The organism is Lysobacter sp. Soil_C_15 (assembly GCF_057657315.1).
Genome location: NZ_JBDGIR010000001.1, coordinates 296,963 through 315,821, shown reverse-complemented (window position 1 = coordinate 315,821; position 18,859 = coordinate 296,963). Strand labels below are relative to the sequence as shown.

The window sequence follows — 18,859 nt, the reverse complement described above, 5'->3', positions numbered from 1 at the left end:
GAAGCCGGTCGCTAGAAGCCGGGCCGGACCCGGCCGCGCACTCGGGCCGGCAGCGCCGACGGAAGGCCGGATCCGGCGCCGCGGCGCGATGCCGGTGGCTTGCGCAGCGGCATCGCAGCGCCGACCGATCAGGCGCCGGCGGCGATCTCGCCGACCGCCAGCTGCGCGCGCAGTTCGGCGTTCTCGCGCTTGAGCGCGTCGTTCTCGGCGCTGAGCTCGGCGACCCGGCGCAGCAGGATCCGCTTCTCTTCGTCGCGGCCCGCGTCGGCCGCCTCTTCGGCGTCCTCCTCGGCGTTCTCGCGCGGCTTGCGCTTGGACGCGCGCACCCGCTTGGCCGCTTCCTTGAGCTCGTTGTTGCCGGCCAGCGCGGCGGCGCGCTGTTCCTCTTCCGGCAGGGTCGCCACCGCAGCGGCGGCATTGATCGACAAGCCGCCGGACTTCACCGCAGCCACCACTTCCGGCGCGGCCTGCTTGTGGATGGTTTCGATCAGCCCGACCTGGGCGCTGCTCAGGCGCGCCTCGCGGGCGATCTCGCTGCGCTGCTTGCGCGCGGCGGCGGCCGGCGCCGCCGGTGCGGTTGCGGCTGCCGCCGGTGCGGCTTGGCCCTCGGCCGGCGGATCCCATGGCGCCTGGTCGTCGTCGGGCGAGGCCGGCGGCGGAATCGGCGCCGGCGCGGCCATTGCCGCGCTGGCCTTGGCGCTGGCGCGCTCGGCCAGGATCTCGCGCTTGCGCAGCGCCAGCACGCCGCGCTGGAAGTCGGACACGCTGCGCCGGCCCAGATGCTGGTCGATCATCCACAGGTAGACGTCTTCCATCGACTGGAAGCGCGGGTTCTGCACGGTCTGGAACGGCAGGCCGTGCTTCTTGCAGATGCCGTAGCGGTTGTGGCCGTCGACCAGCACGTCGCCCCACAGCACCAGGGCGTCGCGGCAGCCCTCGGCGAGCAGGCTGCGCTCCAGCGCGGCGTATTCCTCCGCGGTCAGCGGGTCGATATAGGCCTTGAGGTCTTCGTTGATGACGATGTTCATGCGCTGCGGCTACGTAAAACAGGGGGGCGGCATTGTAGTGAGATGTCGTCCCCGGGTCAGCCGCCGCAAGCCGGCGCGGCGGTTCCGCGCCGGCGTCGTGCCGGTCGTCGACGGCCGATCCGGCCAATCCAGCCAATTGCGCCCAGCCATAGCGCCGATCGCGCGAGCACGGTCCGTGCCGTTCAGGCCGTACGGTCCGGCGCTGGGCCGAGTTCGGTGCCGACGCCGCCGGAGCCGTGCCGCGCGGCCGCCCGCGCCAGGCGTTCGCACAGCGCGAAGACACCGTGCCGGTAGCGTTCGAACATCGGCTGATGCGCCTGGGCCCGATAGCGCGCCAGCGGATCGTCGAGCACCGCGCGGCTGCGCCCGTCGCCGCCGCCGTCGAGGAAATGCTGGAGGCGGTGCGAATCGCGCAAGGCCGCCGCGGCCGGCAGGGGATGGGGCAGGTCGGCGCCGCCGCCGCATTGCGCGTGGCGGTCGATCTCGTGCAGGCGCCAGACCTCCTGCGCCAGCGCGTACACGCGCACGCGGCCGAAGTGCTGGCCGGCGGCGCTGACCGCATCGCCGGCCATGACGTGATTGAGCATCTGCCGGCCGCCTTCGGGAATGCCCCAGGCCGGATGGGCCGCGCCAAAAGCGTTGAAGGTTTCGCCGCGCAGGCCGAAGCGGTGCGCGGCGATCTGGGCCAGGCCGCCGCCGAGCGAATGGCCGGTGACGCTGACCGGCGTCGCCGGCGGCAGGGTGCGCGCCAGCATCAGCGCCTGCCGGGTCAGGGCGAGCGCGCCGTCGCTGTGCGCGGCGATGCGCCGGCCGGCCGTCGCCAGGCCGGCCGCGTCCCGGTCCGCCTGGCGCAACGCATCGCCGCCGTGGGCGACCACATATTCGCCGGTGTCGGCGCGACGATAGATCGTGCCCCGATAGCCGCAGGCGCGGTCGACGCGCTGCACCACCGCGTAGCTCGCGCCGTCGATGCGCAGCGCATCGTCCGGGTACGGCGGAGCGGGCCGGGCCGCGTGTTCGGCGAGGGCGGCGTAGTGGCGGCTGGGCAGGCTCATGCGTCGGTCCCTTCGACAGGAGTAAGGATTCAGGCCGCCAGGAGCGTCGAACGCGCGACGTCGCGGGAAGGCATCGGGCTCACAGCAGCAGCCCGTGTTCCAGCGCCAGCCGGGTCAGCCCCGCGTCGCTGCGCACGCCGAGCTTGTTGAACAGGCGCGAGCGGTGGGTGCGCACGGTCGAATCGACCAGGCCGAGCGCCTGGGCGATGTGCTGGATGCCGTGGCCGCGCGCGGTCATGCGGGCGATCTCCAGTTCGCGCGCGCTGAGCCGGTCGAACGGGGATTCGCCGAACAGCACCCGGCTGGCGAGGCCGTCGTCGAGATAGCGCCGGCCCGCGGCGACTTCGCGCACCGCGCGCGCGACCGTCGCCGGCGCGCAGCCGTAGGACAGATAGCCGCGCGCGCCGGCGGCGAACAGATGCTTGGGCAGGACGCCGTCGTGGGCCGCGGCCAGCGCCAGCACCCAGGGCCGCCCCGGCAGCCGGTGCAGGAAATCGACGCCGTCGATGTCCGGCAACTGGGTCGAGCACACCACCAGGTCGATCTCGACCTCGAACACCGCGCGCAGCGCCGCCTCGCCGCGGTCGGCTTCGCCGACCACGGCGATGTCGCCGGCCTCCTGTGCGATCCAGCGCAATCCGGCGCGGATCAGAGGCTGGGCGTCGACGGCGAATACCCGGATCACATTGCGTCCTTGCGGTTGGCTCCAAGGGCGACTACGCCGGCAAAACCGTAAATTGGCAATGTGTGCCAGCTGAAATTGCTTCGCGTCCACATCGTTGTGGACGTTCGTCCACAACGTGTAGTCAAACGCGTCCGCCGAATCAGATTTCTCCTACCCGAAGCGGCGCAGCGGCGCTGTTAGCGTTTGGCCCTGGCGGTCGCGGCGATCGCCCACCAAGACGATCGGGGGCGCTGGGCATGGACGGAATGCAATGGGATGCGCTCGGAGCTGGCATCGGCGCGCTGCAGGCGAGCGCCGGCATCGGCGACTTCGTGTTCTTCCGCCTGATCGACGAGTACTTCCGCGCCGAGATCGACCGCTTCGGCCTGCAGCTGATGGCGCGGGCGATGGCCTGGGCCAGCGCGGTCGCGCTGAGCCTGGTCACGCTGTGGATCCTGGTCGCCGGCTACCGCATCGTTACCGGGCGCTCGCGCGAATCGATGTCGGCCCTGGTCGCGGATCTGAGCCGGATCGCGGTGATCGTCGCGGTCGCCACCGGCATGTCGCTGTCGGGCGTGCGGCTGCACGAGTTCCTCACCGTCGACCTGGACCGCGAGATCCACGAGCTGTTCACCGGCATCGAAGGCCGCACCGCGGCGCAGAGCATCGACGAGAACCTGGCCTATGCCCAGGTCGCGATGGACGCGATCGACGCGGTGCAGGTGGTCGAGGGCGATCAGGCGCTGCGCGAGGAGAAGGCGCGCGCGCTGCTGTTCGCCGGCTTCGGCGCGGCCGGTCCGGCCATGACCGCGGCGGCGATGCTGCTGCTGTACAAGTTCGGCATCGCGGTGTTCATCGGCCTGGGGCCGCTGTTCGTGCTGTGCCTTATCTTCGAGCAGACCCGCGAGCTGTTCCGGCGTTGGTTGCTGTACGGCATCGGCACCCTGTTCTCGATGGCGACCCTGAGCGTGGTCACGGCGATGGCCACCAAGCTGATGGGCAAGATCGCGGTGGCGTTCTGGGTGAGCAAGCTCGCCGGCGGCTTGCCCGGGCTGGATGCCGAGGGCATGAGCGCCCTGGCCCTGCAGCAGGGCGGGATCGGCCTGATCCTGACCGTCTTCATCGTCGTCGCGCCGCCGGCGTCGGCCTTGTTCTTCAACGGCACCCTGGGGCAGTTCCAGGCCCATTCGGCGTTCGCCGGCCACCCGGCCGGCGCGACCCACAGCGGCGCCGCGCCGATGCCGGCGATGCCGCCGGCGACCAGCGCGACCGAGCGAACGCCCGCCGAGCCCATCCGCACATCGTCGCCGCGCGTCGCGCCGCCGTCCTCGCCGCGCATCGCCGCGGGGGCGCCGTGATCCGCCCGCCGGCGCGGCCGTGGACGATCGCGCTGAGCCTGGCCGTCGCCTGCCTGTCCGGCCGCGCGCTCGGCGAAGGCGTCTGCCCGCCCGGCATGCTGCCCTACCGCACCGGCAATGAGCAGGCCTGCGCGCCGGCGCCGCCCGGCTACTACCCCGAGCCGGCCGCGCCGCGCGAGGTCTGGGGCTCGCGCTGGGGCGCGATCGCGCTCGACGGCGCGCGCGGCGCGATCGGCACCGCGCACGGTGCGCCGAGCAAGCGCGAGGCGCGGCGCGAGGCGCTCGACCACTGCGCCGCGCAGGGCGGCCAGGACTGCGCGATCCAACTCGTCTACAGCAACCAATGCGTCGCGGTGGCGATCAGCGACCGCCGGGTGTTCGTGCTGCCGTCGGAACTCAAGGAGGACGCGGTCGAACGCGCCCTGCACGAATGCCTCGCCCGCGCCGAGACGAACTGCCGCTCGCACTACGCCGCCTGCAGCCTGCCGCTGCGGGTGCGATGATCCGATCGCCGGCTCAGCCGCGCCGCCGCGGCCGCGCCGCGCGTTGCAACTGGCGGTGGTGGGCTTCGGCGCAGGCCGGCCCGCAGTACAGCCGCACCGGCTCGCCGTCGAACGGCTCCAAACAGGCGAGGTTGAGGCAGTAGCCGGCCGCGGCCGGCGTTTGCAGCGCTTGCGCGGATTGGCGCTGCGCCTGCAGCGATTGGGTCAGGTTGATCTGCTCGAACAACTGCGCCTGGTCGATGATGTCGCTCATTGCGTTCCCTGCGGGTGGGGCGCCGGTCCACGGCGCGTGAAGGGCGCGTCGAGGCCGACGCGTGGCGCGCAGCGTTCCATCGTGTCGTCCCACACACTGAAACCGGATCGGTTCTGAACGAAGCCGATCGAATCGGCGTTGCGGGTTGCGGCGGCGCGCACAAAAGCGCGCTCCGACCCCGGCAGCGGGGTTGCGGTTCAGCCGGAATCGGCCAACGTGTCGGCGTATGAGACTGCCGCGGATTAGTGTGTCTTCACCGAAGGCCGACCGCTGTGGAGCGAAGGAGGACGCCGTGAACGCCGATGCGACCGAACGCGATTCCAGTCGTGCCTTGCAGGCCTTGCACGCCGCAACCTGGTTCGCGCTGTGCGAAGGCGACCGCTACTCCGCGCTCGGACGCCGGGCGGTGGCCAATTCCTTCTACAACCTGCTGCCGCTGCTTGCCGAAGTGCGCAAGGCGATGGGCGCGCCGCTGCCGGCGGCCGCGGACGTGTTGCAGCTGCAAGTGCTGGAAGCGCCCGGCAGCGCCAACGACGAAGCGCGCGACGGCTAGCGTCGGCTGGCAGCCACCGCAGTCCAGACGAAACCTCGCCGCGAAGGGAGGGTAGGACCGGCGCAAGCCGCGACCACGGGACGCGCAGCGTATTCAACGCTTGCGTCGTCCATCCAAGTCCGAAACCAGCGCTTGTAGCGGCGTCCCACAGGGATTTCCTCCGGTCATAAGCCGCGACAGTCGAAGCGATGAATTAACGCGGCCTCACCGAAGTGATCGTGCCCAACAGCCGATCCGGGCTTCGGCCGAGGCGCTTGCATGCGTCGCTTCGGCTGTCGCGGCTTACGCCGCTCCTACAGGGAGTAGACAAGGGCGGCGAGGCAAGCATCACGACTTCTTCGCCGCCGGCAGCGGCTTGGCCTGCACCTTGTTGCCGTCGGCGAGCAGCGCGTTCGGGGCCAGGATCACCGTGTCGCCGGGCGCGATGCCGGCCAGCACTTCGATGTCGTTGCCGAGGTTGCGGCCGAGCACGACGCTGCGGAAGGCCAGGGTGGAATCGGCCGTGAGCGTGGCGACCTGGGCGCCGGCGGCGCGCTGGATCACGGTCGAGACCGGCAGGATCACCGCCGGCGCCGGACGCGGCAGCTGCAGGCGCGCAGTGCCGACCATGCCGGCGGGGATGCGGCTGTCGGGGTTGGGCAGCAGCAATTCGGTGCGCATCGCCCCGGCTTCGCGCGACAGCGTGCGCGCGCTGCGCACGACCTGGGCCTTGAAGCTCTGTCCAGGCAGCTCGGCGAAGCCGACTTCCGCTTCCAGGCCGTTGCGGATCTGCAGGGCGACGTTCTGCGGCACGTCGACCACCACCCGCAGCGGGTCCAGCACCGCGATCTCGAACATCGGCGCCGCGGCGGCGGCCGAATCGCCGACCACGCGATCGCCGCGCTCGATGTTGCGCGCCACCACCACGCCGGCGAACGGCGCGCGCACGGCCTGGAACGACTGCCGCTCCAACGCCGAGGTCAACCGCGCCTGGGCCGCGCTGCGTGCGGCGACGGCGACGTCGTAATGGCCCTTGCGATCGCTGAAGTATTCCTTCGACACAGCGCCGGTACCGATCAGCGCCTGGGCGCGCTCGTAGTTGACCTTGGCCAGTTCCTGGTCGGCGCTGGCCTGGGCCAGCACCGCGCGCGCCTCGCGCACCGCCTGGTCGGTTTCCGGCGCCGAGATCGTCGCCAGCACCTGGCCGGCGGCGACCCGGTCGCCGAGTTCGGCCTTGCGCTCGCTGACGAAGCCGGTGGCGCGGGCATAGATCTGCGCCGATTCGCCGGCCAGCGCGCGCGCCGGCAGGGCCAGCTCGAAGGCCGGATCGGCGGCCTTGGCGGCGACGGTCAGCACCTGCGGCACGCTCGCCGCCGGCGCGGTCGCGGCGGTGCTGCGGTTGCAGCCGGCGAGCGCGCCGAACAAGGCCGCCGACACGGCGGCGGCGACGGTCAGGCGCAACACGGGACCGGGGGAGACAGTGCGGTTCATGGGGCGACTCCTGCGGGGGCGGCGGGCACGGCGATGTCGTCGGACGCGACCGGCGCGGCCGGTTTGCGGCGGCGGCCGAGCACGGCCAGGATGGAAGGAACCAGGATCAGGGTGGCGGGCGTGCCGAACAGCAGGCCGCCGATCACCGCGCGGCCGAGCGGCGCGTTCTGTTCGCCGCCGTCGCCCAGGCCGATCGCCATCGGCACGATGCCGAGCACCATCGCGCTGGCGGTCATCAGCACCGGGCGCAGGCGCACCGCAGCGGATTCGTAAGCGGCCAGTTCGGGGTCGTGGCCGTCGGCGATCAGGCTGCGGGCGAAGCTGGTGACCAGCACCGAGTTCGCGGTCGATACGCCGATCACCATCATCACGCCCATCAGCGCCGGCACGCTCAGCGGCGTGCCGGTGACGAACAGGCCGATGGCGGCGCCGGCGATCGCGATCGGCAGGCCGGACATGGCCACCGCCGGCTGGATCCAGGACTGGAAGTTGACCACCAGCACCAGGAACACCAGCACCGCCGACATCAGCAGCCCGGCGGCGAGCTCGCCGTAGGCGCTCTGCATCTCGCCGGCCTGGCCGACGATTTCGATCCGGTTGCCGGGCTTGAGCTTGCCCTCGAGTTCGCCGGTGATCGCGCTGAGCCGGTCGTAGACCGAACCCAGGTCGGTGCCCTGCACGTTGGCGATCACGCTGACGGTCGGCGCCAGGGTGGTGCGGGCGATGCTGGCCGGCACCTGGCGCGGGACCACCGTGGCGATGTTGCGCAACAGCACCGCCTCGCCGTTCGGGCCGATCCGCAACGGCGAGTTCAGCAGCGCGTCGATGTCGCGCAGGTCGTTGATCGGCGCCTGCACCTGCACGGTGTAGGCGATCGCGTTGACGGTGTCGGTCCAGTACACCGGCGACACCGTGCCGGCCGAGCCGAGCACCGCCAGCACCGCGCGCGCGGCCTGCTGCGGGTCCAGGCCGAGCTGGGCGGCGCGGGTGCGGTCGATCCGCACCTGGTACTCGGGCAGGTCCAGCACCTGGCGCAGCGAGATGTCGACCGCGCCGGGGACCCGGTGCAGGCGCTGCTCGATATCGCGCGCCAGGGCCATGTTGCCGGGCACATCGCGGCCGATCAGGCGCACTTCGAACGCGGCCGCGGCCGAGCCGGCCAGCGTCCGGCTGGTCGCGTCCGGCGGACGCTCGAACAGCTTGACCTCGGGGAAGCGCTCGGCGATGCGCTGGCGGATCTTGACCAGGTAGTCGTGGCTGTTGGCGTGCGGCGAGCGCAGCTGCAGCATGATCTCGGCCTCGAACGATCCGACCACGGTGCTGTCGACCAGCGACAGGTTGATCGCGTCGGGCACGCCGATCTGCTCGTACACGGTCTGCAGCTCATCGGCCGGAATGATGCTGCGGATCTCGCGCTGGATCTGGCTGAGCTTGGCCGCGGTTTCCTCCAGCCGGGTGCCGGTCGGCAGGCGCACCTGCAGGCGCAGCTGGCCGGCGTCGACCTGGGGAAAGTACTCGCGTCCCAGCGACATCGCCGCGCCGGCGCCGAGCGCGAACACCAGCAGCGCCGCAGCGGCGAGCAGGCCGCCGTGGTGGCCGAGCCGGACCAGCAGGGCATGGTGCCGGTCGCGCAAGGCGTCGAGCGCGTGCTCGACCTTGTGGTTGATGCCCAGCAGCAGCTTCTCCGGCGCCCAGCGCGGATTGGCGCGGCTTTGGATATCCGCCGGCAGCAGCAGGTAGCACAGCACCGGAATCAGGGTGCGCGAGAGCAGGAACGAGGCCAGCATGGCGAAGATCACCGCCAGCGCCAGCGGGGCGAACACCCAGGCCGACAGGCCGGTCATCAGCAGGATGGGCGTAAGCACGATGCAGATCGAAATGGTCGAGACCATCTCCGGGAACACCACTTCGCGCGCGCTGTCGAGGATCGCGGTGCGCACGTCCTTGCCCAGGGCGATGTTGCGGTTGGTGTTCTCCACGTCGACCACCGCGTTGTCGACCAGGATGCCGATCGCCAGCGCCAGTCCGCCCAGGGTCATGACGTTGAAGGTGTAGCCGAGCAGGTGCAGCATCGCCACCGAGGCCAGCAGCGCCAGCGGGATCGCCGACAGCACGATCAGGCTGGAGCGCCAGGAGCCGATGAACACCAGCACCACCAGCGCGACCAGCAGGCCGACCAGGATCGCCTCGTGCTGGATCGAGCCGATCGCGTTGTCGACGAACACCGACTGGTCGAAGATCGCGTGGATCCGCGTGCCCGGGGGCGCCGAGGCCTCGATCTCGGGCAGGCGCTCGCGCACCGCGCGCACGATCTCCACCGCCGAGGCGCCGCCGAGCTTGATCAGCGCCACCGACACCGCGCTGGAACCGTCCATGCGCGCGACGTTGGTCTGCAGCGCGCCGCCGTCGCGCACCGAGGCGACGTCGCGCACGTAGACCACGGTGCCGGCGCGCATCGCCACCGGGATGTCGAGGAACTCGGCCGCGGTCGCAGGACTGGTGTCGATCGAGATCTGCATCTCGCGGCGGCCTTCGCGGATAGCCCCGGAGGGCAGGGTCGGGCTGCCGCGTTCGAGCGCGCCGGTGACCTCGGCCGGGGTCAGGCCGTAGGTCTGCAGCTTGGCCGGGTCCAGGTCGACCATGATCTGCCTCGGCGCGCCGCCGTAGGGCAGGGTCATGCGGATGCCGGGGATGGTCTGGATCTGCGAGCGCAGCTGCAGGCGCGCGTAGTCGTACAGCTGCGCCTCGGTCAGCGAGTCGGACGACAGCACCAGTTGCAGCACGGGGGTGGAGGAGACGTTGTTGCGCACCACCAGCGGAGGCGAGGTGCCCGGCGGCATGCGCCGCAGGATGGTCTGCGAGACCGCGGTGATCTGCACCAGCGCGCGGTCCAGGCTGACCGTGGGCTGGAACTCGATGCGCACGATGCTGGCGCCGTTGATCGTTTCCGAGCGCACTTCCTTGAGATCGTCGACGGTATTGAGGATCGCCGCCTCGGAGAACGAGGTCATCTTGGCGGCGACGTCGGCTGCGGGCAGGCCGCTATAGGTCCACACCAGGTTGACCGAGGGGATGCCGACTTCCGGCAGGATGTCGGTCGGCATCTTGCGCGCCGACAGCACGCCGAACAGCAGGATCAGGATCGCCAGCACGCCGATCGTGTAGCGACGGCTGAGGGCGTATTGGACTATCCACATCGCGTAGGCATTCCGGCGTCGGGGGATGGGGGCGCAGTGTCCGCACGCCGCGCGGCTCGCGCAGCGTCGCGGCATCGAACGGTGGGAGTGGCTGGGGCGACGCCGCACGCGTCCGCCGGACAGTCCGCGCAGGCGGCGCGGCAGACCTCGCGCTCAGGGTAGACGCGCGATGCGGACGCGGAACTGACGCGTACCTGACAAAACCGTCAGGCGGACGCATCGGCGCGGCGACGGGATCCGGGGCGTGGCTGGACGGCGGGTTGGGCCCTCGCTGGCGACGGGGAAGCGGCCTCCCGCCGGCGCGAAACGCAGGCCCGCCGGCAGAAACGGCCGCCGCCGGGCGGAGGCCCGGTGCCGGTCGTCGCCCGCCGGCCCGAGGATGCGGGTGCGCAGGGGGAGTGGGGGTAAATTAGTTCCCTGAATCGCGGGGGCGTTAGTTCATTACTGTCGCATCGTTGCCTATTTCTGCAATTTGGCCGACCCGGCACAGTCACACGACAGATTCCTCACGATAATCGCCGTACCCGGAACCAATGCGGGAAGCCATGAACGCCAACACTTCCGCCGAAACCATCGCCCAGCGCGGCAGTTGCGCCGCGCAGGCCGAACTGGTCGACCGGATTGCCCGATTGACGCAAGGCGACGGACTGCATCCGACCGCGGTCAAGGCCTTGCAGCTGATCCGCATCAGCAGCCCCACCGAATGCTCGCCCAGCGTCTACGAGCCGCGCCTGTGCGTGGTCGCGCAGGGCCGCAAGGTGGTGACCCTGTCCGACCGCACCTATCACTACGACCCGCTGAACTACCTGGTGGTGTCGGTGACCCTGCCGATGATCGGCCAGGTGGTCGAAGCGACGCCGGACAAACCCTACCTGTGCCTGCGCATCGACGTCGATCCGGAAGAGATCGCGCGCCTGCTGGTCGACGCCGGCCAGGCGCCGCTGGAGCGCGGCGCCGACCGTTCCGCCGACCTCGGCCTGTACGCGGCGCGGGTCAATCCGATCTTGATGGAAGCGGTGCTGCGGCTGATGCGCCTGCTCGACACGCCGCAGGACCTGCCGGTGCTGGCGCCGCTGGCGCTGCGCGAGATCTTCTACCGGGTGCTGATGGGCGACCTCGGCCATCGTCTGCGCGCGATCGCGGTCACCGACAGCCGCTCCAGCCGCATCGCCAAGGCGGTGGCGGTGCTGCGCCGCTGCTACCTGCAGCCGTTGAGCATCGAGGAACTGGCCGAGCAGGTGCACATGAGCACCTCCTCGCTGCACCACCAGTTCAAGGCGGTGACCACGATGTCGCCGCTGCAGTTCCAGAAGCAGCTGCGCCTGCACGAGGCGCGCCGGCTGATGATGGTCAACGGCATGGAGGCGGTGACCGCCGCGCACCGGGTCGGCTACGAAAGCCCGTCGCAGTTCTCGCGCGAGTACAAGCGCCTGTTCGGCGCGCCGCCGCGCGCGGAAGTGGTGCAGGCGCGAAGCGCGCCGCAGAGCTGAGTCCGGCGCCGCGCGACGGACGCGGATGCGCGGCGCGGCGCGGCGCGCACGGGCATCCGCTCGGCCTGAGCGGGCTGCCATATGCGCCGGCGATGCGCACTCACCTTCGATCACGCCGACGCCACGTTCGCTAGCGCGCGGCGTGTGCGCTGCATTCGACTACGTAAACGATCCGCGTTGCAGGACAGCGCGAACGCGCGTTCTGCGAACCGCGCGAAGATATTTTTCTTTTGCCGCGCATGTCGCGTTTTTGCCGCGTGGGCATCGGTAGCGTCTGCGCTCGACGCGAGTGGAGCCAGCGATTGCGATCGCCAGCCAAGCCGAGGTCGTCGGCACAGTCGATCGCATTGCATCGTCCGCATCGGCCGCTGCAGAGCGGCCGACGGGCATCGGCACGGAACGCTGCCTGCACCGCGACGAAGCGAACGCCTTCGCTTCGCTCGACCGAGGAGCAGGAAGCGCTATGACCCAACGATACCGTCGCAGATCGTCATTGGCGGCGTTCGCCGCCGTCGCGCCGCTGGCGCTCGCCCTGGGCGGGTGCGCCGACGGCGGCGTCAAGTCCGAGCCGCACGACCGGCTGAGCGGCGCGGACATCCGCGCCCATGCCGACGCCAGCCTGCCGCCGCTGAGCTGGCAGATTCCGCTCGACGTCAACGTGCCGCAGACCAAGCCCAGCCTGCAGGACCTGCAGGACGACTTCGACCTGCTGTCGTGGCAGACCTTCGTCGCGGTGAACTGGCCGGCCGACGCCAACGGCAACCCCGATACCGGCGCGACCATCGGCGCCAACCTGCCGACGGTGTGGGAGAACTGGAAGGAGAGCCGCGAGATCTTCCTGCCCGGCGGCGCCGCGCCGCTGCCGTGGGGGCAGGATACGCCGCCGCCCGCGGTCTGCGCCGGGCTCGGCGACGGCACGCTCAACCTGACCCAGGTCGGCAAGACCCCAGACGTGCTCGACGAAAGCGCCGAGCCGTTCGAGACCGGTCCGCTGATCGACCAGAACGGCCAGTACGTGCGTTTCGCGATCATGACCAACCGGGACATGTTCGACCGCATCGTGCGCGACCGGCTGTACAGCAAGGCGGGGCAGGAGGCTTTCAACAAGCCCGCCGATTTCGCCCAGCCGCAGACCAATGCCCATGTCGGCGCGATCATGATCAAGTCCTCGTGGAAGGTGATGGGCGCCAACGACGACGCCAGCCGCTTCCACACCATCAAGGCGCTGGTCTACACCAACCCGAACGAACACGAAGGCGTGAGCGCCGCGTGCAAGCTGCAGACGGTCGGCCTGGTCGGCCTGCACATCGTGCACAAGACCGCCAACGCGCCGCAGTGGGTGTGGTCGACGTTCGAGCACGTCGACAACGCGCCGAGCAAGGGCGATACGCCGTCCAAGCCGCACTACAACTTCTACGACAAGACCTGCACCAACTGCCCGCCCAACCAGCCGCCGCCGCGGCCGTGGAACCCGAACGCGACCGGCACCCCGCCGACCCAGGTGGTGCGCGAAATCCCGCTGACCGACTCGACCAAGAAACTCAACGCCCAATACCAGGCGCTGTTGCGCAGCGCCAACGCCAATTCGGTGTGGGCCAACTACGAGCTGATCAGCACCCAGTGGCCGACCAAGCGGAACAACCCGATCGACCCGACCGGCAACCCGGCGCCGAACTTCCTGGCCAACGCCACCCTGGAAACCTACATCCAGGGCCAGACGCCGCGGGTCTCGTCGAGCTGCATGGACTGCCACAACGACGCCACCATGACCAACGGCCTGGCGGCGGACTTCACCTACCTGCTGCAGCGCGCGCAATAAGGAGACCGCGATGGACGAGATGGAATACTTCATCCGGCTCAGCATCGGCCTGACCGGATTCAAGCGCGGGGCGCTCGCGCCTTCCGACGACACCCACGACATCAAGACCCTGTACCTGGATACCTTCCGCCAGCGCGTCGGCGCCGGCCTGGTCACCACCATCCTGACCCACTACCGGATCATCGACGGCCACATCTCCGGCAATCCGGCCAATCGCGAAGAGGTGGTGGTGCGGATCCTGTTCGCCGAGACGCCCGAGCAGGAGTTCCCGTGCCGGCAGCTGCTGTTCCTGTGGTACGCCGGCGCCTGGCCGACGGTGACCGATACCCCCGCGGCCACTCACGGGCAGACCTTCAGCGAGGTGATCTCGGCCGACAGCTACACCCAGGGCCTGGTCTGGCGGGTGATGCAGTCGCATCCGATGGGCCGGTCGACCTACCACTACGGCTACTGGGCGCAGCCGCCTGCGCCGCTGAGCGCCTACCTGGAGAACCCGGTATGAGCATCGTCACGCCTCCCGGCGGCTTCGACGCGGTGATCGTCGGTTCCGGCATCGCCGGTTCGATCGTCGCCTACCAGCTCGGCAAGCAGGGCAAGAAGGTGTTGATCCTCGAAGGCGGGCCGCCGGTGCCCAAGAGCCGCGAGGACTACATGCAGACCTTCTACATGGCCAACGCCAAGACGCCCGAGTCGCCGTATCCGCCGGTCACCCAGGGCGCGGCGGGCGCCAACAACGCGCTCGGCCAGCCCGATCCGTCCACGCTCAACACGCCGCGCTACACGGTGCTGCAGATCAATTCCTGGCAGGACCCGAGCATCAGCTATTTCACCTACTTCAGCCAGCCCAACAACATCACGCCCGACAGCCCGGAGCTGACCTTCGCCTTCGGCAGCTCCTACGAGCGCGTCGCCGGCGGCACCACCTGGCACTGGCTGGGCACGTCGCTGATGAACCTGCCCAACGACTTCCGGCTCAAGAGCCGGTACGGCCAGGGCGTCGACTGGCCGGGCGGTTCGCAGTTCTTCCGCCGGCTGCTGCCGTACTACCGCAAGGCGGCGGACGTGATCGGGGTGTCCGCCGACAAGCAGGCGATGGTCGATCTGTACAAGACGTTCGGCGTCGAATCCGACGGCGTCTACGGCGACAACTACGACTACCCGATGCCGGGCATCATCGAATCGATGAACGACGCGCTGTACGCGCAGAAGGTCGGCGCGCTGAAGGTCGACAATATTCCGCTGTTCGTCACCCCGACGCCGCAGGGGCGCAATTCGCGTCCCGGCAACCGCCGCCAGTGCGCCGGCAACACCAACTGCATCCCGATCTGCCCGATCCAGGCCAAGTACGACGGCACCGTGACCCTGGCCCAGGCCCTGCAGACCGGCAACGTGCAGATCCAGTACCGGTCGGTGGCCAGCAACATCCGTCTGGACGGCGACAAGGTCAGCGGCATCGACTACATCACCTACGACACCCAGACCGGACCGGCGACCGGCACCGGCACCGCGACCGCCAAGCGCTATGTGCTGGCCGCGCACGCGATCGAGACGCCCAAGCTGCTGTTGATGTCCAACCGCAACCCGGGCTGGAACCGCGGCGTCGCCAACAGCTCCGACCAGGTCGGCCGCAACCTGATGGACCATGTGATGTACCTGGCCTGGGGCCTGTCCAAGGACCCGATCTACGCCTTCCGCGGCCCGCTGTCGACCGCGGGCATCGAGGCGCTGCGCGACGGCGCGTTCCGCAGCCAGCGCGCGGCTTACCGGATCGAGATCGGCAACGAGGGCTGGAACTGGGCGACCAACGATCCCAATACCACCCTGGCCGATTTCGTCTTCGGCCAGAACAACACCCAGTTGAACGGCGATTCGGTCAACCAGCAGAACCAGCCGCTGCGCTTCAATCCAACCTTGCCGGCATTCAGCAAGCTGTTCGGCACCCAACTGGTGCAGACCCTCAATGCGATCTACGTGCGCCAGCTGCGCCTGGGCTATCTGATCGAGCAACTGCCCGACCCGGACAATCGCGTGCAATTGTCGAGCCTGCGCGACCATCTCGGCCTGCCGCGGCCGTCGGTGACCTACCGCATCCGCGACAACTACGTGCGCGAGGCCTTCGTCTCGGCCAAGAAAGTGTCGACCCAGATCTTCGACGCGCTCGGCGCCAAGGAGTACACCCAACTTCCGGGACCGGTGAAGATGCACGGCTTCAACGTCACCCCCAGCACCTTCGAGTACAAGGGCGACCGCTTCACCTTCTACGGCGCCGGCCACATCATAGGCACCTACCGCATGGGCGCCACGCCGCGCGACTCGGTGCTCAACCCGCGCCAGCAGTCCTGGGACCATCCCAACCTGTACATGGTCGGCAGCGGCGTGTTCCCGACCACCGCCACCGCCAACCCGACCCTGACCATCGCCGCGCTGGCGCTGCAGGCGGCCGACAACATCCTGCAAGACCTCGCGTCCGCGCAGAGCGAGGACGTTTCCTATCACCCCGGCATCGCCGACGCAGCCGCGACGGCCTTCGCCCCGGATCGGCCCTCGTAGTCGATAAGACGGCGTCGCCGGCGCGGCCGGCGACGCGCGTCGCGCCGGTCGCGCGCGCGCTCGCGACGGTGCGCCTATATGCGGGCGCATGCGCCCGCATCGGCGTTTTGCCGCTGCGTCCGGCGGACGGCCGGATGAAGGCGATGCGCCGTGTCGGCTTCGCCCGCCGCTTGCGCGCGCCGCCACGAATTCGCATTTCGACGCCATCGCGACGCCGCGCAACGGCGTCGCGATGGCCGTCCGCGCGCCGCGTTATCCGGATCGTCCGTTCGCGGCCAACGCAGGTTCGCGGCATCTCCCCATGCGCGCCGTCATTGCGATTGGTTCTATGCAAGATCCGAAGTCGCGGTAGGGGAGTGGATCGCGGCTCACGTTTGATTCGATGAGCCGGTTCGAAACGCCTCGCGCCGGACCGCTCCCTTCGAGGTTCCCACAGCCGGAACAGATCTGCCGCGGCGATCCGTCGGCGGCGTCGTTTCGTGCCGGCAGTCAAAGCATAGGACATCCAAAGCAATGAAAAACTCTTCCAAGAAGACATTCGCCGTGCTCGGTCTGGCCGCGGCCTGCGCGGCGGTGTTGCTCGGCTCGCAACGCGACGCCGGCCCGGCTGCGCTCGGCGCGCCCGGCGATGCGTTCGCCGCTGCCGCGGCCTCCGGTTCCCTGCCCGGCGCCGGCCTGCGCAGCGTCGCCTACACCGCACCGACGCCGCGCAACGACGCGCAAGCCAAGCTCGGCGGCGGCCAGTTGCTGGAAGCCGTGCAATGGCTGGCGCAGACCCAGACGGCCGGCAGCGCCAACAGCGTGACGCCGGCGAACGGCGCGCCGGCCGGCGCCGGCGACGCCGGCCGTCCGGCCCGGCAGGCGATCAGCGCCGCGGCGCAGATCGCCGCGCTCGATCGCGCCGGCATTCCGCAACGCTTCCGCGAAGGCGAGAAGCTCAAGGTCAGCCTCGACCTGGCCCTGAGCTACGAGGATGTGCAGAACCCCGACCTGCTCGCGCGCGCCACCTCGGCGCTGCGCGATACCCTGCTCGCCGCCGGCCTGCAGGCGACGGCGGTCAACGGTTCGCCGTCGCTCGAGGCGCTGGTGCCGCTGGCGAAGCTGGAATGGGTCGCCGGATTGAAATCGGTGGCCCAGGTGTCGTTGATGAAGATGTCGCAGACGGCGGTGTTCAGCGACGGCGCCACCGCCAGCGAGGTCGACCGCCTGCGCGCGCTCGGCCAGTACGCCGGCGTCGCCGAGAACCTGCGTCGGGACCTGCGCGGCGAAGGCCTGAGCATCGCCATCATCGATCATTTCGGCAATCTCAACGGCGAGGTCGCGGCCTTGCAGGCGGCCGGCGAGTGGCCGAGCAACAGCGCCGCCGAACCGAACAAGATCACCCTGCGCCCGCTGCAGGGACAGGCCTTCGGCCATCGCGGCGCCGCGCACGGCAATGCGGTGACCGAGATCGTCTACGACATCGCGCCGGCCGCCTCGTTCCGCGTTTACGACAGCTCCGGCGCGGCCGATTGGGTCAGCGCGGTCCAGGACGCGGCCAACCTCAACGCCCAGAACGTCGCCCAGGGCGAGCCGCGCGCGCAGGTCATCACCGCCTCGCTCGGCTTCGACCTGTACGGCCCCGGCGACGGCACCGGTACCGGCAGCGCCCTGCGCGGCCTGTACGAGGCGATCGAGGCGGCCACGCGCAACGGCGTGCTGGTCCTCAACGCCGCCGGCAACGAGGCCCAGGTGCACTGGGACGGCAACAGCACCGCCGGCGCGGTCGCCAACGTGCGCCAGGACTTCGACCTCAGCGCGGCCGGCGTCGACAACGTCAACCGCTTGAATCTGGGCGCCGACTTCGGCGGCTGCATCCCGGTCGGCGCCTTCAGCGCGGCCGACCAGGACAGCTTCGAGATCAGCGCGACCCTGGGCTGGAACGATTGGACCAACGCCAACAACCTCACCGACGCCGATTACCGGCTGGAGCTGGTGCGCTGGGCCGATGCGGTCGTGCGCAGGGGCCGGGTGGTCACCCCGGCCGGCTGGGTCGTGGCGACGCAATCGGATGCGGCCCAGAACGGCGGCGCCGGCCAGGCGCCGCTGGAAGGCATCTCCTTCGTTGCGTCGGCGGCGACCCGCACCGCCGAGTGCGACAACCTGTTCAACGCCAACCGCTTCGCCGGCGGAGGCAAGTTCGGCCTGCGCATCGTCCGCAAGACCGCCGCCGCGAACAATTTCCTGCGCCTGATGGTCGGCGGCTACTACACCCCGCAGTACGCCCAGGCCGAGCGCTCGCTGATCCATCCGGCCGACTCGGCCAGCGTGATCACGGTGGCGGCGCTGGACGCGGCGACCTCGAACCTGGAGGCCTACAGCTCGCGCGGGCCGGTGCTGGCCGCCGGCGGCGCGCGTCCGAACGGACAGGCGGCCGGCAACGCCAAGCCCGACATGGCCAACTTCGCCAACGTCGATACGGTCTCCTACGGCGACAACGAGTTCAACGGCACTTCCTCGGCGACCCCGCACGTGGCCGCGCTGGCCCTGCTCGGCCTGCAGCATCAGCGCCAGCTGACCAACGCCACCGTGCCGGTGCTGCCGGCCAATCCGACCGACGCCCAGCGCGCCGCTCACGCTGCGGCGGTGCGGCAACGCAACGTCAGCCTGACCGGCTCGGTGTACGACTCGTTGGCCTATGTGGCCGGCACCGGCGGCAACGACCTGGGCGCGGCCGGTTTCGACAGCAGCTACGGCACCGGCCGGCTGAAGTTCCATGCCCAGTCGCAGGCCTGCTTCCTGACCGCGCTGTACGACCCGACCTATCGCGGTCTGCTGCCGGCGCAGGCCAATCCGTTGCCGGCGGGACAGAAGAGCTACGACGTGCTGCACGAGGAGAACGACGCGGCCTGCTCCAACGCCGCTGCGCAATAAGCCCGC

At 70.1% G+C, this 18,859-nt stretch carries 14 protein-coding genes; 8 read left to right on the top strand and 6 right to left on the bottom strand.

Going from position 1 to position 18,859, the window contains the following annotated elements; all coding sequences use genetic code 11:
* Window positions 1-128: 128 nt before the first annotated feature.
* The 3 genes from AC3A57_RS01420 to AC3A57_RS01410 form a co-directional block, all read right to left on the bottom strand.
* Window positions 129-1,028 carry a ParB N-terminal domain-containing protein gene (locus tag AC3A57_RS01420; RefSeq protein WP_487577232.1) on the bottom strand — a complete coding sequence of 300 codons (900 nt, stop codon included), beginning with the start codon at window positions 1,026-1,028 and terminating at the stop codon, window positions 129-131.
* 182 nt (window positions 1,029-1,210) lie between these two features.
* Entirely contained in the window at window positions 1,211-2,083 is an 873-nt protein-coding gene (locus tag AC3A57_RS01415; protein ID WP_487577231.1) for a Tle-like phospholipase domain-containing protein, read from the bottom strand.
* A 79-nt stretch (window positions 2,084-2,162) separates the two neighbouring features.
* Entirely contained in the window at window positions 2,163-2,768 is a 606-nt protein-coding gene (locus tag AC3A57_RS01410; protein WP_487577230.1) for a LuxR C-terminal-related transcriptional regulator, read from the bottom strand.
* Window positions 2,769-3,004: 236 nt separating this feature from the next.
* On the opposite strand from AC3A57_RS01410, the gene AC3A57_RS01405 reads away from it, so the two are divergent.
* Both AC3A57_RS01405 and AC3A57_RS01400 read left to right on the top strand, forming a co-directional pair.
* Window positions 3,005-4,105 (top strand): TrbL/VirB6 family protein, encoded by a 1,101-nt coding sequence (locus AC3A57_RS01405; protein WP_487577229.1) that lies wholly within the window; start codon window positions 3,005-3,007, stop codon window positions 4,103-4,105.
* Window positions 4,102-4,608, top strand: a complete 507-nt coding sequence (locus tag AC3A57_RS01400; protein WP_487577228.1) for a DUF4189 domain-containing protein — start codon at window positions 4,102-4,104, stop codon at window positions 4,606-4,608. The genes AC3A57_RS01405 and AC3A57_RS01400 overlap by 4 nt, the downstream gene beginning before the upstream one ends.
* A gap of 13 nt (window positions 4,609-4,621) precedes the next feature.
* Here AC3A57_RS01400 and AC3A57_RS01395 read toward each other — a convergent pair whose 3' ends face one another.
* Entirely contained in the window at window positions 4,622-4,861 is a 240-nt protein-coding gene (locus tag AC3A57_RS01395; RefSeq protein ID WP_487577227.1) for a hypothetical protein, read from the bottom strand.
* A gap of 292 nt (window positions 4,862-5,153) precedes the next feature.
* Here AC3A57_RS01395 and AC3A57_RS01390 point away from each other — a divergent pair, with 292 nt between their 5' ends.
* Window positions 5,154-5,414, top strand: a complete 261-nt coding sequence (locus AC3A57_RS01390; protein WP_487577226.1) for a hypothetical protein — start codon at window positions 5,154-5,156, stop codon at window positions 5,412-5,414.
* A gap of 327 nt (window positions 5,415-5,741) precedes the next feature.
* Here the strand turns inward: AC3A57_RS01390 and AC3A57_RS01385 are convergent, their stop codons facing one another.
* Both AC3A57_RS01385 and AC3A57_RS01380 read right to left on the bottom strand, forming a co-directional pair.
* On the bottom strand, window positions 5,742-6,884 hold the full coding sequence (locus AC3A57_RS01385) for an efflux RND transporter periplasmic adaptor subunit (RefSeq protein WP_487577225.1): 1,143 nt from the start codon (window positions 6,882-6,884) through the stop codon (window positions 5,742-5,744).
* The gene (locus tag AC3A57_RS01380) at window positions 6,881-10,081 is read right to left on the bottom strand and encodes an efflux RND transporter permease subunit (protein WP_487577224.1); all 3,201 of its coding nucleotides are present in this window, start codon (window positions 10,079-10,081) and stop codon (window positions 6,881-6,883) included. The genes AC3A57_RS01385 and AC3A57_RS01380 overlap by 4 nt, the downstream gene beginning before the upstream one ends.
* Window positions 10,082-10,626: 545 nt before the next feature.
* Here AC3A57_RS01380 and AC3A57_RS01375 point away from each other — a divergent pair.
* The 5 genes from AC3A57_RS01375 to AC3A57_RS01355 all read left to right on the top strand — a co-directional run bounded on the left by AC3A57_RS01375 (window position 10,627) and on the right by AC3A57_RS01355 (window position 18,853).
* Entirely contained in the window at window positions 10,627-11,571 is a 945-nt protein-coding gene (locus AC3A57_RS01375; protein WP_221670190.1) for an AraC family transcriptional regulator, read from the top strand.
* A gap of 463 nt (window positions 11,572-12,034) precedes the next feature.
* On the top strand, window positions 12,035-13,390 hold the full coding sequence (locus AC3A57_RS01370; protein ID WP_487577223.1) for a hypothetical protein: 1,356 nt from the start codon (window positions 12,035-12,037) through the stop codon (window positions 13,388-13,390).
* A gap of 10 nt (window positions 13,391-13,400) precedes the next feature.
* Window positions 13,401-13,892, top strand: a complete 492-nt coding sequence (locus AC3A57_RS01365; RefSeq protein ID WP_487577222.1) for a hypothetical protein — start codon at window positions 13,401-13,403, stop codon at window positions 13,890-13,892.
* Window positions 13,889-15,940 carry a GMC family oxidoreductase gene (locus tag AC3A57_RS01360; RefSeq protein WP_487577221.1) on the top strand — a complete coding sequence of 684 codons (2,052 nt, stop codon included), beginning with the start codon at window positions 13,889-13,891 and terminating at the stop codon, window positions 15,938-15,940. The genes AC3A57_RS01365 and AC3A57_RS01360 overlap by 4 nt, the downstream gene beginning before the upstream one ends.
* Window positions 15,941-16,453: 513 nt before the next feature.
* A complete protein-coding gene (locus tag AC3A57_RS01355; RefSeq protein ID WP_487577220.1) occupies window positions 16,454-18,853 on the top strand; it encodes a S8 family serine peptidase in 2,400 nt (799 codons plus the stop codon).
* Window positions 18,854-18,859 lie beyond the last annotated feature (6 nt).

Bases quoted from the DNA above. Each gene is read 5' to 3' on its own strand.
- AC3A57_RS01380 (WP_487577224.1), bottom strand. From the start codon at position 10,081: ATGTGGATAGTCCAATACGCCCTCAGCCGTCGCTACACGATCGGCGTG.
- AC3A57_RS01395 (WP_487577227.1), bottom strand. From the start codon at position 4,861: ATGAGCGACATCATCGACCAGGCGCAGTTGTTCGAGCAGATCAACCTG.
- AC3A57_RS01360 (WP_487577221.1), top strand. From the start codon at position 13,889: ATGAGCATCGTCACGCCTCCCGGCGGCTTCGACGCGGTGATCGTCGGT.
- AC3A57_RS01405 (WP_487577229.1), top strand. From the start codon at position 3,005: ATGGACGGAATGCAATGGGATGCGCTCGGAGCTGGCATCGGCGCGCTG.
- AC3A57_RS01385 (WP_487577225.1), bottom strand. From the start codon at position 6,884: ATGAACCGCACTGTCTCCCCCGGTCCCGTGTTGCGCCTGACCGTCGCC.
- AC3A57_RS01355 (WP_487577220.1), top strand. From the start codon at position 16,454: ATGAAAAACTCTTCCAAGAAGACATTCGCCGTGCTCGGTCTGGCCGCG.
- AC3A57_RS01365 (WP_487577222.1), top strand. From the start codon at position 13,401: ATGGACGAGATGGAATACTTCATCCGGCTCAGCATCGGCCTGACCGGA.
- AC3A57_RS01370 (WP_487577223.1), top strand. From the start codon at position 12,035: ATGACCCAACGATACCGTCGCAGATCGTCATTGGCGGCGTTCGCCGCC.
- AC3A57_RS01415 (WP_487577231.1), bottom strand. From the start codon at position 2,083: ATGAGCCTGCCCAGCCGCCACTACGCCGCCCTCGCCGAACACGCGGCC.
- AC3A57_RS01375 (WP_221670190.1), top strand. From the start codon at position 10,627: ATGAACGCCAACACTTCCGCCGAAACCATCGCCCAGCGCGGCAGTTGC.
- AC3A57_RS01420 (WP_487577232.1), bottom strand. From the start codon at position 1,028: ATGAACATCGTCATCAACGAAGACCTCAAGGCCTATATCGACCCGCTG.